Below are 15,773 nucleotides of genomic sequence, written 5' to 3'. Positions count from 1 at the left end.
GCCCGGCAGATTATTTTTCTTTCACCGCAAGCTGGCCGCAGGCGGCGTCGATATCTTTACCCCTGCTTCTGCGGATATTGGTAATTATCCCTTGTTTTTTTAGGTAATTAGCGAAAGCTTCTGTCTTATCTTCCTCTGCGTTTGTAAATGAGGCAAACGATATTGGGTTATATTCGATGATATTTACTTTACAGGGCAGGTGTTTACAAAACTTAGCAAGTTCAACTGCGTCTTCAAGTTCATCGTTGAAATCATTAAAAATAATGTATTCGTAGGTGACCGGGTTTTTGGTTTTCAGGTAATAATACTTCAGTGCTTCGGCTAGAGCTTTTAATGAATTCTGCTCATTAATAGGCATAATTTCATTCCGTTTTTTGTCATTCGCTGCATGTAGCGACAAAGCTAAATTGAATTTAACATTATCATCACCCAGCTTCCTGATCATTTTCGCTATGCCTGCCGTAGAGACTGTAATCCGCTTCGCCGACATATTCAGGCCTTCTTCCGAAGTTAAATATTCGACCGATTTAAGTACGTTAGCGTAATTTAAAAGGGGTTCGCCCATCCCCATGTATACGATATTGCTTAACGGAATGCCGTAATTCTCCCGCGCTTGTTTGTCGATCAGAACAACCTGGTCGTAAATTTCAGCAGGATCAAGATTGCGCTTGCGTTCCATATAGCCTGTGGCACAGAACTTACAGGTAAGGCTGCATCCAACCTGTGAACTTACACAGGCGGTCATCCGCTCGGTGGTAGGTATCAAAACTCCCTCTATAATGTTGCCATCATATAGCTTGAAAGTGTTCTTTATTGTTCTGTCGGCACTGAATTGACTTTGGTCGATCTTGATCGCGTTTATCGCGAAATGTGCCTGCAGCTTTTCCCTCAAAGTTTTAGAAAGATTGCTCATTTCCTCAAAACTTACGGCAGACTTAATCCACAGCCACTCAGCTATTTGCTTCGCCCTGAAAGCCGGCTCAGCATGCTCAACTAAAAATGTTTTTATTTCGGCAGGTGAAAGGTTCCTGATATCACGTTTTACAACTTCCTGATTCACAATGGCAAATTTACTTCTTATTGCTAAATAAATTGTTTTTAAAATGTTAAAACAAAAAATTTCCTATTATTGTTGTTGTAACAGCAATCCATTGCTGTATTTAATTTTTTTTTGGAGTAAGGGGTAAATCCCTGTATATGGTAAACTATTATAGTGCTGATTTTATTCTGCCTGCTACATCCGAACCTTTAAAAAATGGCACTGTTGCTGTAGGTCCTGATGGCGCAATTTTAGGATTATATCCCGAGGATAGTCTCTCTCTTCAAGATGTTAATGTGACAAAGCTGGAAGGGATAATCGTTCCCGGGTTTATCAATTCGCACTGCCATCTTGAATTATCATATCTCTACAATAAAATTCCTCAAAAAGAAGGACTCTTATCTTTTATAAAGAACATCATCAGCCTTCGTAAAAGTCTTAAAAATACCGAAGAAGTAATGCGCGAGGCCGATCGCCAGATGTGGGAGAATGGCATTGTGGCTGTAGCTGATGTTTCGAACAATATTGATTCGAAAAAAATCAAGGAAAACAGTTCTATTTATTACTATACTTTCATTGAGCTACTATCGTTCGAACCCGATAAAGCAAAAGATGTTTTTAGGGAAGGGTCAGAGTTACTCGAACAATTCTCGCCTTTACATGCTTCTATCGTGCCGCATGCCCCTTATTCGGCTTCTAAAGAGCTTTTTCGATTTATAGGGAAATTCTGTGGCGAAACCGGCAGTCCGGTAACTATTCATAATCAGGAAAGCGAAGACGAGAATAAGCTTTACCGCTATAAGAGTGGCGAGTTTTTGAACTTTTATAAGGAGCTGGGAATAAACATCGACTTTTTTAAGCCCCAGGCCCGCAATTCAATTCAAAGCATCATTCCTTTAATCCCGGTACAGCAAAAAACCATGCTGGTTCATAACACATATACCAGTCTAAAAGACATCTATTTTATATTGAGGTCAAACCGTTCGGTTACCTGGTGCTTCTGCCCCAATGCAAATCTGTATATCGAAGACCGCTTACCTAAAGTGGAGATGTTTCAGTATCATGATTTCAACATCACAGTTGGTACTGATAGTTTGGCTTCTAATACAAGCCTGTGTATGTTGTCTGAGCTTAAAACTTTACACCTGAATTTTCCGGGCTTATTGCTCACCGAAACCATCAACTGGGCAACCATCAACGGTGCCAAATTTTTAGGAATTGACAAGGAGTATGGCAGCATAGAAAAGGGTAAAAGGCCAGGACTCAACCTGATTACCCACACCGAAGGCCTCAAAATCTCAGCCGAATCTAAAGTGCAAAAGTTGGTTTAATCCTAAGTCATCGAAAGGATTTTTTTCGATATCTCTTGACTTATAAGATTACTTTTGCGGTAATGAAACATCTAAACATCGTTGTCGGCGGGAAAGTACAGGGAGTTTCTTTCAGGATCTCTACAAAAGCTGTGGCAGATCAGTTAAGCGTTAAAGGTTTCGTTAAAAACACACCTGATGGCTCGGTTTACATCGAAGCCGAAGGCGATGATTTTTCCCTGGAATCTTTTTTAGAATGGTGCCACGAGGGTCCTCTTCAGGCTTCGGTACAAAAAGTGGAAGTAGTTGAAGGCGAAGTAAAAAACTATCGTAATTTTGAGATACTAAAGAAATAATCTACTCACGCAATTTGTCAGTATTAAAAAAGTTAGCTTCCCAAACAGCTGTTTATGGCCTTAGTTCCATACTGGGCCGGTTTTTAAACTATCTGCTAGTTGGTTTTCATACCAGGGTACTTACCGATGTTGCCGACTTTGGGGTAGTAGGTGAAATATACGCGTATGTAACCTTTCTTAATATCATCTATCTATATGGGTTAGAAACCTCATACTTCCGATTTTCTTCGAAAGACAAGCCCCTGGCTCATACCTATTATTCCTCTTCATTTACATCTATACTTATAAGCTCGGCCCTTTTATCTGGAGCGCTAATTGTTTTTTCGGGCTATATAAATGAGCTATTGATTACAGATCCATCCGCAGCCGCTTATTATCGGCAAGATTATGTAATCTGGTTTGCTTTGATTCTGGCTTTCGATGCAATTACTGCCATCCCGTTCGCCCGATTGAGACAAGAGAACCGTCCCCTTGCCTTTGCCTCCATCAAGATTTTTAACATCTTGGTAAATGTATTCCTAAATATATTTTGGTTATGGTTCTGCCCCTGGTGGTTAGAAGCGAACCCTGACAGCGTAATCAATTATGTATATAGCCCTTCAAATAAAGTTGCCTATATATTTCTTGCCAATCTGATTGCCAGTGGTGCTACCATTTTGCTTTTATATAAACAGATAAAGGATATCAGGCTTCGGGTTAACTGGAATGCATTTAAGCCTATGTTAGCTTACGGATTTCCGTTGCTCTTCGCGGGATTGGCAGGGATGATGAACGAAACTTTCGGGAGAACAATGCTAAAGTATCTTCTTCCTGGGTCTGCAGAACAAAACCTTGCTCAGTTGGGGATCTACAATGCGGCTTATAAGCTCTCAATCTTTATGACGCTGGCCGTCCAGGCTTTCCGAATGGCAGCCGAGCCTTTTTTCTTTTCCCTGCATAAGGAACAAGACAGCAAAAAAATCTATGCTGAGGTGATGGAGTATTTTGTGATAGTATGTGCGGCTATATTTCTTGCCGTCTCTTTAAATCTGAATATAGCAGGGCTTTACCTTGGTGAACAATATAGAAGCGGGCTGTTTGTTGTTCCTACATTGTTGCTTGCTAATCTTTTTCTCGGAGTTTATTACAATCTTTCCATCTGGTATAAGCTGACAGACAAAACGATGTATAGCATCTATTTTACTGTATTCGGCGCTATAATCACAGTTGTCTTAAATATAATATGGATACCAACCTTTGGGTATGAGGGATCTTCATGGGCAACCTTATTATGCTATTTCTTCCTGGCTTTAACTTGTTATTTTATCGGGCAAAAATATTTTAAGGTGCCGTATAGAGTGTGGAGGATCCTTTCATATCTGGCTTTTATGTTGCTAATCTATGGCCTTGGAAGATATATCGAGACACAATTGTTACATGGCAAACCGGTAGTTTCTGCATTATTTAACAACACTTTATTAATTATATTTATTTTAACTGCCTGGCTGGTTGAAAAGAAAAACCTAAATCGAGATGAGTAATTCTGTAAAAGTCATAAATCGCTCTAATAATCCACTTCCAGTATACGAAACAGAACTATCCGCCGGAATGGACCTCCGTGCCTTTATTCCTGAGAACGTCAGTATTAAACCTTTACAACGTATCCTCATTCCAACCGGCCTATTCATTGAACTCGAAAAAGGTTATGAAGCGCAGATACGGCCAAGGAGCGGTTTAGCGTTAAAGCATGGAATAACGGTATTAAATTCTCCCGGGACAATCGATGCCGATTACCGGGGCGAAGTGAAAATATTGCTTATAAACCTGTCAGACGCAGAGTTCTTGGTTTCAAATGGTGATAGAATTGCGCAGATGATCGTTTCAAAACACGAACAAATAACGTGGGAAGATGCCAAGATTTTAACCGAAACCGCCCGGGGAGCCGGGGGGTATGGCCACACTGGCGTATAATTGATATAATATGACGAAAATTTTAGTTTTTCTTTTGGCTTTAATTGCGACATACAGCTTCGCTCAAAAGAAAAATGCTCCGGTATTTGTTGTGGGCCGGGTCATAAATGCCGAGGATAGCCTTAAGGTAAAAGATCTCTTTTACGAAGGGCTTAGAGAAAAAACGAAACAAAATTTCGCAGAATCTGGAAAAAATTTCAGTCAGATTCTTGAGATAGACCCTTCTAATCATGCGGCGCTTTATGAACTCGCCAGTCTGCACCATTCACAAAATCAGGAAAAAGAAGCCGAGAAATATGCTCGCAATGCAGTTACCGTCAGCCCCGAAAATAAATGGTATTGGCTGCTATTGGCCGATGTCTATAAAAAGACCAGGAACTTAGACCAACTTACGCTTGTTTTTGACGAACTTATCAAAATCAACCCTCTGGAAGAGGATTATTATTTTGACAAGGCAAATGCGCTTTTTATCCAAAATAAGAATGAGGATGCAGAAAAGGTTTATGAAGAAATAGAAAAACGTTTTGGAAGCTCCGAAGGCCTCATAACCGCCCGGCAAAGGGTTTATCAACAACAGGGGAATTCGGGTAAGGCCAGCTCAGATTTGGAGAGCCTCATCTCGAAAAATCCATCAGATGTACGCAATTATTTGAACCTGAGCGAAGTTTATTTAAAGTCCGGCGATGTCAATAAAACCATCGAAACACTGAATAGGGCAAGAGCGATCAATCCCAACGATCCTTTCATAAGTCTTGCGCTTGCAGATGCATATAAAAGTCAGGGCAAAAGCGCCGAAGCTTTCACAGAATTGAAGAGAGCTTTTTCAGATCCGGTTTTGAGTATCGACGCCAAAGTACAGATCATGTTGTCGTTCCTGCCCGAGTTCAAAGACCCGAAGGTGCGGACAGAAACCGTTGCACTGGGTGCTATACTCACCCAAACACACCCTTCCGAAGCAAAGTCATACTCCGTATATGGAGATGTTCTTTATCAGGACAGGCAATTGGAGAAAGCCAAAGTTGCCTATAAAAAAGCTTTGGAACTGGATAATCAAAAATATCCCATTTGGGAACAGGTGCTAAGTATCGAGATTAATCAAAGAGACTTTGCAGCGGCCATAATTGATGGTGAAGAGGCCCTGTCCTTTTTCCCCAACCAGGCGTATTTGTATTTTTATACCGCTATTGCCTATGCTCAGACTAAAAAACACGAAAAAGCTATCAGCTACTTAAAAAATGCTGCGAGCCTTGAAGTTGAAGACAAAACTTTCCTCTCTCAGATTTACTCTGGTCTTGGCGACTCGTATAATAATCTGAAAAAGTTTAAGGAATCAGATCAATCGTATGAAAAGGCGTTGCAAATTAATCCAGACAACTCGTATGTATTGAATAATTATGCATATTATCTTTCGTTAAGGAACGAAAATCTTGATCGCGCAGCCGGCATGTCTAAGCGTTCGAATGAATTAGAACCTGATAATGCTTCTTTTGAAGATACTTATGCCTGGGTTTTATTCAAGCAGAAGAAGTTTAAAGATGCGCGGGTCTGGATAGAGAAAGCCATTAGGCATAATAAGGACAATCCAACGCAATTAGAGCACTACGGCGATATTTTATACAATCTCGGAGAAAAAGACCAGGCGCTGGAGCAGTGGAAACTTGCAAAGGCTAAAGGAGAAAAATCTGAGATACTCGATAAGAAAATTTATGAAAAGAAATATATTGAATAAAGGGATCATTTTCCTGATAATTTTAACAGCATTGGGTTGTAAAGTAAAGAAGCCTGTACCGCCTGTTGTAATTGGTCCGTCGCAAACGCAAAATACGCCAACGATTAACAAAGCTGAGGTTTTAAAGTCTTTGACCGACAAACAACTTAATTATCAAACTCTTTCAATCAAAGCTAAAGCGGATCTCAGTATTAATAACAACAGCAATGATGTAAGTATGAACATCAGAATGCAGAAAGGGAAAACTATCTGGATCTCTGTTACTGCAATAGCAGGGTTGGAAGTTGCCAGGGCTTTAATTACACCTGATAGTATCAAGATTCTGAACAGACTGGAGAGTTCCTATATCAGAAAGCCCTTTAGTTATGTTTATCAGTATGCCAACAAGCAATTAGACTTCAATACGCTGCAGAATTTATTTACCGGCAATGCCGTTACAGGTACTACGTCGGTTAATTCAACAATAGAAGTTAATGGTGGCCAAACGCACCTGAAGGGAGATCTTTCGGGATTGGTTTACTCACTCGTTTTTAATGACAGTCATAATCTTATTCAGACTAACCTTAATGACAAAGCGGCATCACAAACGTTAATTGTTAATTACAGTGAATATAAGAGCCTGGGTACACAGGAAATACCGGGCGCTGTTTCTATAAAATCCACAGCCTCGGGTAAAAACATCAGTATTGATTTACGGTATACATCTGTCGGAATTAACGAGTCTCTGGAATATCCGTTCACTGTACCGAGAAGATTTAGCATCAAAAATTAATTTAGATTTGCATGATGAGTTTTAAAAAGCTGTTTGTTTTTCTGGCACTTCTCTGCATTGCAGGCACATCTATCGCTCAAAGCAGTGCTGAATTGAAGCGCAGAAAGGATGCGCTTACCCGCGAAATAGCAGAACTTAAGCGCTCGCAGAGTAAAGTAACCAAGAACAAAAGACTCTCACTAAGGCAAATAAATGTTCTGAATACTCAAATACGCCTGAGAGAAGAAAAGATCCGGACCATTAATTCGGAGGTTAAGCTTCTCAATAATCAAATTACCGAAAGTTCTAATACAGTGCGGTCGTTACAGGCACAGCTTGATAAGCTGAAAAAGGAGTATGCCGGTATGGTTCTTTTTGCCTTCAGAAATCAGAGTTCATATGGGAAACTGATGTTCATCTTTGCTTCCGACAATTTCAACCAGGCGTATAAGCGGTTAAAATACCTTCAGCAATTCGGCGATTACAGAAAGAAGCAGGCACGATATATCCGTGAGACCCAGCAAGAGTTAGGAATGAAGATCACAGAGCTTGACCGTAATAAGAAACAAAAAAGCAATCTGTTACACAGCCAGGAAAACGAAAAGGTAACTCTGGGTAAAGAAAAAAAGAATCAGGCGGTTGAATTAAGTAAACTGACCAAGCAAGAACGCCAGCTTCGGCAAGAAGTATCAAGGAAACAGAAAGAAGTTGCCCAGCTAAACCGATCGATTAATGCTGCAATTAATCGTGAAATTGCTGAAGCGAGACGACGGGCAGAGGCGGAAGCCCGTGCTGAAGCTGCAAAAACGGGAACAACAGCAAAGCCTGTAGCAAGTGGCTCGAAGGTTTTGGCTACTACTCCGGAAGCCGCAAAGTTATCGGCCGACTTTTTAAGTAACCGGGGACGGCTTCCATGGCCGGTTTCAACCGGAAATACGGTAGCCCACTTTGGTACCAACCGATATGGCAATGTTACGGTAGAAAATAATGGAGTGGATATCGAAACTCCTCCGGGGTCGAGTGTTCGGGCTGTCTTCTCGGGGGAAGTAACTAAAGTGTTGAATCTGGGTGGCGCTTATGTTGTTTTGATTAAACATGGTGAGTATTTTACCGTGTACTCTAACCTGCGTTCGGCCAGTGTATCACAAGGCGAAAAGGTATCAGTAAAACAAACCATCGGAACTGTAATCACCGACAATGTTGACGGCACCACGCAATTGCATTTCGAAATACGGAAAGGTGCGACTGCGATGAATCCCGAGTCGTGGTTAGCAAACTAAAAAGAGATTAAATTCGTAGATATCAGTATATTTGTAAACTTAATTGGTAGATGATGTTGAGCACGATTTTCTTATTTCTTAATATGGGCACACCTGAAATAATGCTCATACTGCTTGCTGTGTTATTATTATTTGGGGGAAAAAAACTTCCGGAATTGGCCAGAGGGCTGGGAAGAGGTATCCGCGAGTTTAAAGATGCTTCTGATGGTGTAAAAAGGGAAATCCACCGCAACATAAATGCCGTAAGTGATGATATTAACAGTGATGTTAGCAGCGCAACAACGCCATCAGCAGATTCACAAACAGATCAGACACAGTCAAAATTATAAAACATGGTAAGTAGTATTCTCTTAGTAGGCTTGGGTGCACCGGAAATTATATTAATCGTAGTTGCACTTCTATTATTATTCGGTGGCAAGAAAATTCCCGAGCTTATGCGTGGATTAGGCCGCGGGGTGAAAGAATTTAAAGAAGGAAAAGACGGTGAGCCGATGCCAACTAAAGACACCGACCGTAAGGATATATAAGCCTTGCCTCAGCATATTTTAACCTCATTCTGAAAAGAATGGGGTTTTTCCATTTTATTCTCTATTGAGTAAAGCAAATGTGCTTTCATTTCATAGAAATACGTATTTTCACGCCATGCATCAGTACTCGTCTCTAAAATCTGTGCAATCAGAGATAAAAGAAGGTAAAATACAGTTAGTTGAACTTGTTGAGGGCTACTTACAGCGAATAGAGGAGAAAAAGCATTTAAACGCTTTTGTGGAAGTTTACGCCGATGAGGCGAAGCTACGGGCTGCTGAAATCCAGAAAAAAATCATCAACGGAAACGCAGGAAAGCTAGCTGGAATGATCCTCGGGATTAAAGACCTTATTTGCTATAAAGATCATAATATATCCGCTGGGTCTAAAATTCTCGAAAATTATAATTCTATTTTCTCGTCTACGGTAGTTGAGCGAATTCTTGCGGAGGACGCAATTATCATCGGCCGGCAGAATTGTGATGAGTTTGCTATGGGTGGGTCAAACGAAAATTCATACTTCGGCCCGGTAAAGAATGATGCCGACAACACAAAAGTGCCAGGAGGATCATCAGGAGGGTCGGCCGTAGCGGTTCAAGCCGATTTATGTATGGCATCACTCGGCACAGATACAGGTGGATCCGTACGGCAGCCGGCAGCTTTTTGCGGAGTGGTAGGACTTAAACCCACGTATGGCCGTGTATCGCGGCATGGTATTATTGCTTATGCATCGTCGTTTGATCAGGTTGGCCCAATTACGAAGTCGGTTGAAGACGCTGCTTTATTATTGGAGGTAATTGCCGGTCATGACGACCACGATAGCACCTGCTCAACTGCGCCCGTACCTGCTTATTCTCAACAACTAAGCTTTACAGGAAAAAAACGCATTGCTTATTTGCCAGAAACTCTAAACAGCGATGGCTTAGATCCCGAAATAAAGGCAATAACTGAAAATACCATAAAAAGGCTTATCGAAGAGGGCCATGAAGTGGAGCCAATCTCATTCCCATACCTGGATTATGTAGTGCCTACGTACTATATTTTAACGATGGCCGAATCATCATCCAACCTGGCCAGGTATGACGGAGTTCACTACGGCTACCGTAGTCAAAATGCCGTTGACCTGGAGAGCACTTATAAAAAATCGCGTTCGGAAGGCTTTGGTGATGAAGTTAAGCGCCGCATTTTGTTGGGAACCTTTGTATTAAGCGCCGGTCATTACGACGCATTTTATGGGAAAGCCCAGAAAGTCCGCCGGTTAATTCGCGAGAAGACGGATGAAATTCTTGAAAACCACGACTTCATCCTGCTGCCTACCACCCCGGGACCCGCATTTGGGATTGGTGAGAAAACCGACGACCCGGTAGTGATGTACCTTGCAGATATATTTACGGTGCAGGCATCACTTGCAGGAATACCCGCGATTTCTTTGCCTGTGGCAATAAGCAAATCAAATTTACCGTTAGGCATTCAGTTCATAGGCAAGCGTTTTGGTGAAGCAGAACTGCTGGCCTTTTCTAAATACGTTTTGAACGTAACAAAAAAAGAAGTAGTTTAGTAAAAGGCATAGAGTTTAACGGCATGATGCCAACTAGTAAAAATTGATGAAAAGAACAATAGCCTATACTTTGGTTTTGTTCAGCGGAGTGGGATTATTGGGATTTTCGCTGGATACCAAAGCATCAGAGAAGAGTGTTAACATGAACAGCCCGGCTAAAGCCGACCCTGCCTACCGCCTCACCCTCGAAAATTTACAAAAGACAGTTCCTCTTACTTACAACGAGTCCGTTCAGAAACTTATAGATTCATACGCTTCTCAAAAGCAACGGTTTTCTAAAATGCTCGGACTCTCTAAATATTATTTCCCGATCTACGAGCGGGTTTTTAAGGAGAAAGGACTTCCTGACGAACTTAAATATTTATCGGTGGTAGAATCGGCTCTAAATCCGCATGCCACCTCATGGGTTGGTGCAACAGGTTTATGGCAATTCCTGGAACCGGTTGGTAGAATTTACGGACTTACGATCAATGATACCCTCGATGAACGAAAAGATCCGTTGTTAGCATCTTCTGCCGCAGCAGATTATTTATTGAAGTCGTATGCTATGTACAACGACTGGCTGTTGGCCATTGCTTCGTACAATTGCGGTCATAATAATATTCGCTGGGCAAGAGAAAATGCCGGCGGCGGTAACCTCGACTATTGGACGATCAGAAAGCATTTGCCAGCCGAAACTCAGAGTTATGTTCCTGCTTTTATCGCTACTGTTTATATCATGAATAACCATAAGCGACACGGAATTTATCCTGCGGATGCCGGATTTAATATTTTTACCAATACTATGCAGGTGAATAGAAGAGTGTCTCTCTGGAACATAGCCAAAGCAACCAATACCAATATTGATGTTCTGACGCTTTTAAACCCTTCGTACAAAAATCAAATTTTGCACGGCACTCCTGAAAAGCCTAAAAAGCTTATCATTCCCGAGATAAAGCCTTATATCTACACTGCCCTGCGCGCCGAGCTGCTAAAATCTGAACCTGTTCAAGGTGAGCTTTATCTATCTTACGTTACACCGGAAAGCGACGCTCCGTCCAAACCTTCAAAATATGTGGCCCGGGATGTTTCGGTAAGCTATCGTGTGCAGGAAGGGGATACTCTCAGTTCGATTGCAGAAAAATTCAACGGTACAGAAGAAGAAATCAAAGTCATTAACAAGTTAAAACACTCGGTAGTTAAGCCGGGGATGGTACTGAGAATTATCCAGGGCTAAACCAATTTTATTTGTCTGTATCGTGTAAGGTTGCGTAAACTTATACACAACTTACTCACAAAGAAATTAACATTCCTAATATCAAACGCTCTTAGAATATCGCTAAGGGCGTTTGTTGTTTTTATCCCGCCAAAGATCGGGCGTGAGTCGAGAGCCCATGACCCACCCAAGCTGTTCGCCAGACTAAATACCTTTTATATTTGTAGCAAATTATTTAACCAAAAGAAAATGTAATATTTAATATTCTTCTCGTTCTCATATGAATTTCTCGCTCTCTCTTTTCTTTCTAGGTCTGTCCTTTACGGCCTTTTCCGTGTCTAAAGTCAACACGACAAACCCGTCAGTCCTCAAAAAAACGCTCCGCTTAGCGGTAGCCGACCACTCAAATGCCCAGTGTGAAGCAGTTATTGAGTTCAGACAAGGACATAGCGCAGCTTACCGGGCCGCCGATGGAGATGCCCCTTTTGCCGGTGGGACTACTGTTAGCATTTCAAGTCTCACATCGGATAATAAAAGCATGGCTATAAATCTTATGCCTCAGCTGGCTGAAGTGGATGAGGTTAAGTTAGCGGTCAATTCGAGGGTGTCTCAAAACGTGGTTCTAAAGATTAAGGAGCTCCCGTTCGTCGAAAATTATAAGTTTATCTTAACAGACAAGTATCTTAATCAAACAAAGACACTAGTTGAGGGCGCTTCGTATGAATTTGTAGTTGATAAATCTAATCCAAACACCTACGGACCCAACCGCTTCTCAATAAAGATAGCGCCTGCAATAGATATCCTTCCTGATAAAGAACCTGTGTTTGAGTTAGATCAGCCTGTATTAAGCATCTATCCTAACCCCGCGACGGCTGAGTTACATATATCCTCAAACTTGCCATTGCAAAACGTTGAGATCGCGATATATAATTACTCAGGAGTGCTCACTAAAAAAATAATTATGACCGATAAAGCATCGGGCCTTGATATCCGCGATTTGACACCGCAGTACTATGTTCTGGTGATTAAAGAGGGCGAAAAACGACTGCTTGTAAGTAAGTTCCTGAAGGAGTAGGAATCGTCCCGCCAATCCGAACATTGCTTGTATTCCATTATGTTCTCTGCAAAAGAATTGTAATTTTACCGCACTCACCAAGCGGAGGATTTAATGAGTAAGATAAACAGGAAACAGGATGCCCTTGACTACCATTCTCAAGGCCGTCCGGGAAAAATCGAAGTTGTTCCAACCAAACCCACAAATTCACAACGCGACCTGACGCTGGCATACTCGCCGGGTGTGGCAGAGCCCTGTTTACGTATCGCTGATAATGTTGATGATGTATATAAATACACTGCAAAGGGTAACCTGGTTGCAGTAATCAGCAACGGAACAGCCGTTTTGGGTTTGGGTGATATTGGTCCGGAAGCCGGAAAACCAGTGATGGAAGGAAAAGGCTTGCTTTTTAAGATCTTCGCTGATATCGACGTGTTTGATCTGGAATTAAACACCAAAGATGTAGATGAGTTTGTAAGAATTGTTAAAGCTCTTGAGCCTACTTTCGGAGGTATTAATCTGGAAGACATTAAAGCCCCGGAATGTTTTGAAATCGAACGGCGCTTAAAGGCCGAAATGAATATTCCGGTAATGCACGACGACCAGCATGGCACTGCCATTATTTCGGCCGCTGCTCTGTTAAACGCCTGCGAAATTCAGAAAAAAAAGCTCGATAAGGTAACCATTGTTATTAATGGCGCCGGTGCTGCTGCAATTTCCTGCGCAAGGCTGTATGTGAGCCTTGGAGCAAAGAAAGAAAATATGGTTATGGTAGACCGGAGCGGAGTTATTCGTGCCGACCGTGAAAAGCTTGATGAGATAAAAGCCGAGTTTGCCACCAAACGGAAAATAAATACTCTGGCCGAGGCGATGAAAGATTCGGACGTCTTCATTGGTCTTTCCACATCAGATGTTTTGACGCCACAGATGCTAAAAACAATGGCCCGAAATCCCATAGTTTTCGCCATGGCAAATCCTAATCCGGAAATTGCCTACGATCTGGCAGTTTCTGCGCGAAAAGACGTGATCATGGCTACCGGCCGCTCTGATTATCCCAATCAGGTGAATAACGTGTTAGGATTCCCATATATCTTCCGCGGAGCGATGGATGTAAGGGCAACGGGAATTAACGAGGAAATGAAGATCGCCGCTGTTAAGGCTATTGCCGAGTTGGCAAAGAAAACGGTTCCCGAGGCGGTTAATCTGGCTTACAATAAGAAAAACATCAAATTCGGGAAAGATTATATTATCCCGAAACCGAATGATCCGCGGCTTATAACCTCTGTGTCGCTGGCGGTTGCCCAGGCTGCGATTGAATCGGGCGTGGCCCGCAAAACTATTACAAACTGGCAAGCATATGCTGATGAGCTGAGCCACCGCCTAGGTACAGAAGATGCTTTGCTTCGGGCGATTAGCAGCAAAGCAAAATCAGATCCGAAATGCATCGTATTTGCCGAAGCAGATCATTACAAGATTTTAAAATCGGCACAAATTGTCAGGGATGAAGGAATTGCGCAGCCGATTTTACTAGGAAATAAAGAGCGGATTGACGCTATAGTTAAACAAACCGGCCTGGATTTAGACGGGATGAAAATCATAGACCCTTCCAAAGAGACTGCTAAAATTGAACAATACGCACAGTTCCTTTACCAAAAAAGACAGCGAAAAGGGGTGAATTTATTTCAGGCGAGAAAGATGTTGCTCGACAGGAACTATTACGGTGCCTGCATGGTAGAATTTGGCGAAGCTGATGCCTTGATTTCCGGACTTACCAAAGATTATGGTGCAACAGTGAAACCCGCCTTACAGGTTATCGGAACTGAGCCGGGTGTTAACCGTGTTGCCGGGATGTATATGATGCTCACTAAGAAAGGCCCGGTATTTTTTGGGGATACTACTATTAATAAAAATCCAACGGTGCAGGAATTGGTGGATATAACGGTGTTGCTGGATAAGTCGGTGAAAAAGTTTAATATCAATCCTCGTATTGCAGTTCTTTCTTACTCTAACTTCGGATCAAATGAAGACGAAGTACCGGATAAGACCCGGAATGCTGTGAGTATGCTGCATGAAAAGTATCCCCATATTGTGGTGGATGGTGAAATGCAGGCCAACTTTGCTATCAACCATTCCCTTTTGAAGGATAATTTCCCGTTTAGTACGCTGGCAGACGAGCCTGCTAATACGCTGGTGTTTCCCAACCTGGAATCCGGAAATATTGCGTATAAACTTTTGCAGGAGCTTGGCGAAGCGGAGGCTGTAGGGCCGATCTTATTAGGCCTGAATAAGCCGGTTCACGTGTTGCAAATGGGAAGTTCTGTAAGGGAAATTGTAAACATGGTGACAATTGCAGTGGTAGATGCACAATCTAAACTTGAGGTACCAACAGTAAAAAAACGGAGGGGGCTTTTTAGTCGCCGCGAAAAAATATAATGTACGCATACATCGACGGAAAATTAACCTTTAAATGCGCTGCCTATGTGGTGCTTGAAGCAAATGGTGTGGGTTATCATATCAATATCTCGCTCAATACGTATTCGAAACTAACCAACATTGAACGATGCAAGTTGTATACCTGGCTGCATGTCAAGGAAGATGCTCATACGTTATATGGATTTGCAGACGAGGGTGAAAGACGTCTTTTTCTCCATCTTATTTCTGTCTCCGGAATAGGACCGGGTACGGGCCGGATGATTTTGTCTTCGGTTACCCCGGACGAAATACAGGTCGCCATTGTAAAAGGAGATGTCTCCCAAATGCAACGGATAAAGGGCATCGGGCCTAAATCTGCACAACGATTGATCCTTGAACTTCAGGACAAATTAAAAAAAGAAGGAATTGAAACGTTTAGTGCCGAACCTCAGTATACAACTGTGAAAGAAGAGGCACTATCGGCGCTGGTGATGTTGGGATTCGCGAAAAACTTAGCAGAAAAAACTTTGAACGATGCAATAAAAACTTCTACTGATAGTTTATCAGTTGAACAATTGATAAAAATTGCCCTGAAAACCTTATAATTACAATAAA

At 42.0% G+C, this 15,773-nt stretch carries 15 protein-coding genes; 14 read left to right on the top strand and 1 reads right to left on the bottom strand.

Features of this window, described 5'->3' with window-relative positions; genetic code table 11:
• Nucleotides 1–10: 10 nt before the first annotated feature.
• Nucleotides 11–1,060, bottom strand: a complete 1,050-nt coding sequence (gene rlmN / locus J3P43_RS02185) for a dual-specificity RNA methyltransferase RlmN (protein WP_255898527.1) — start codon at nt 1,058–1,060, stop codon at nt 11–13.
• A 137-nt stretch (nt 1,061–1,197) separates the two neighbouring features.
• Here rlmN and J3P43_RS02180 point away from each other — a divergent pair, with 137 nt between their 5' ends.
• From J3P43_RS02180 to ruvA, 14 genes are all read left to right on the top strand, one after another.
• On the top strand, nt 1,198–2,370 hold the full coding sequence (locus J3P43_RS02180) for an amidohydrolase family protein (RefSeq protein ID WP_255898525.1): 1,173 nt from the start codon (nt 1,198–1,200) through the stop codon (nt 2,368–2,370).
• A 62-nt stretch (nt 2,371–2,432) separates the two neighbouring features.
• Nucleotides 2,433–2,705, top strand: a complete 273-nt coding sequence (locus tag J3P43_RS02175) for an acylphosphatase (RefSeq protein ID WP_255898523.1) — start codon at nt 2,433–2,435, stop codon at nt 2,703–2,705.
• A gap of 14 nt (nt 2,706–2,719) precedes the next feature.
• A complete protein-coding gene (locus tag J3P43_RS02170) occupies nt 2,720–4,225 on the top strand; it encodes a lipopolysaccharide biosynthesis protein (protein WP_255898521.1) in 1,506 nt (501 codons plus the stop codon).
• Nucleotides 4,218–4,655: a dUTP diphosphatase gene (gene dut, locus J3P43_RS02165; RefSeq protein ID WP_255898519.1), complete on the top strand. Its 438-nt coding sequence runs from the start codon at nt 4,218–4,220 to the stop codon at nt 4,653–4,655. The genes J3P43_RS02170 and dut overlap by 8 nt, the downstream gene beginning before the upstream one ends.
• A 10-nt stretch (nt 4,656–4,665) precedes the next feature.
• Nucleotides 4,666–6,384 carry a tetratricopeptide repeat protein gene (locus J3P43_RS02160; RefSeq protein ID WP_255898517.1) on the top strand — a complete coding sequence of 573 codons (1,719 nt, stop codon included), beginning with the start codon at nt 4,666–4,668 and terminating at the stop codon, nt 6,382–6,384.
• Nucleotides 6,362–7,156: a lipoprotein insertase outer membrane protein LolB1 gene (lolB1, locus tag J3P43_RS02155; RefSeq protein ID WP_255898515.1), complete on the top strand. Its 795-nt coding sequence runs from the start codon at nt 6,362–6,364 to the stop codon at nt 7,154–7,156. Before J3P43_RS02160 ends, lolB1 begins: the two co-directional genes overlap by 23 nt.
• An 11-nt stretch (nt 7,157–7,167) precedes the next feature.
• On the top strand, nt 7,168–8,415 hold the full coding sequence (locus tag J3P43_RS02150; protein ID WP_369414770.1) for a murein hydrolase activator EnvC family protein: 1,248 nt from the start codon (nt 7,168–7,170) through the stop codon (nt 8,413–8,415).
• Between the two features lie 83 nt (nt 8,416–8,498).
• Nucleotides 8,499–8,744 carry a twin-arginine translocase TatA/TatE family subunit gene (tatA, locus tag J3P43_RS02145; RefSeq protein ID WP_369414769.1) on the top strand — a complete coding sequence of 82 codons (246 nt, stop codon included), beginning with the start codon at nt 8,499–8,501 and terminating at the stop codon, nt 8,742–8,744.
• 3 nt (nt 8,745–8,747) lie between these two features.
• A complete protein-coding gene (gene tatA, locus J3P43_RS02140) occupies nt 8,748–8,942 on the top strand; it encodes a twin-arginine translocase TatA/TatE family subunit (RefSeq protein WP_255898513.1) in 195 nt (64 codons plus the stop codon).
• A gap of 64 nt (nt 8,943–9,006) precedes the next feature.
• Nucleotides 9,007–10,497 (top strand): Asp-tRNA(Asn)/Glu-tRNA(Gln) amidotransferase subunit GatA, encoded by a 1,491-nt coding sequence (gene gatA, locus J3P43_RS02135; RefSeq protein ID WP_369414768.1) that lies wholly within the window; start codon nt 9,007–9,009, stop codon nt 10,495–10,497.
• A gap of 46 nt (nt 10,498–10,543) precedes the next feature.
• On the top strand, nt 10,544–11,713 hold the full coding sequence (locus tag J3P43_RS02130) for a lytic transglycosylase domain-containing protein (protein WP_255898511.1): 1,170 nt from the start codon (nt 10,544–10,546) through the stop codon (nt 11,711–11,713).
• Between the two features lie 259 nt (nt 11,714–11,972).
• Nucleotides 11,973–12,767 carry a T9SS type A sorting domain-containing protein gene (locus J3P43_RS02125; protein ID WP_255898508.1) on the top strand — a complete coding sequence of 265 codons (795 nt, stop codon included), beginning with the start codon at nt 11,973–11,975 and terminating at the stop codon, nt 12,765–12,767.
• Nucleotides 12,768–12,860: 93 nt separating this feature from the next.
• Nucleotides 12,861–15,179, top strand: coding sequence for an NADP-dependent malic enzyme (locus J3P43_RS02120; RefSeq protein ID WP_255898506.1), 2,319 nt, complete (start codon nt 12,861–12,863; stop codon nt 15,177–15,179).
• Entirely contained in the window at nt 15,179–15,763 is a 585-nt protein-coding gene (ruvA, locus tag J3P43_RS02115) for a Holliday junction branch migration protein RuvA (RefSeq protein WP_255898504.1), read from the top strand. Before J3P43_RS02120 ends, ruvA begins: the two co-directional genes overlap by 1 nt.
• Nucleotides 15,764–15,773 lie beyond the last annotated feature (10 nt).

The organism is Paradesertivirga mongoliensis, assembly GCF_024436395.1.
Lineage (GTDB): Bacteria > Bacteroidota > Bacteroidia > Sphingobacteriales > Sphingobacteriaceae > Paradesertivirga > Paradesertivirga mongoliensis.
This window is presented reverse-complemented; position numbering and strand designations above follow the sequence as displayed.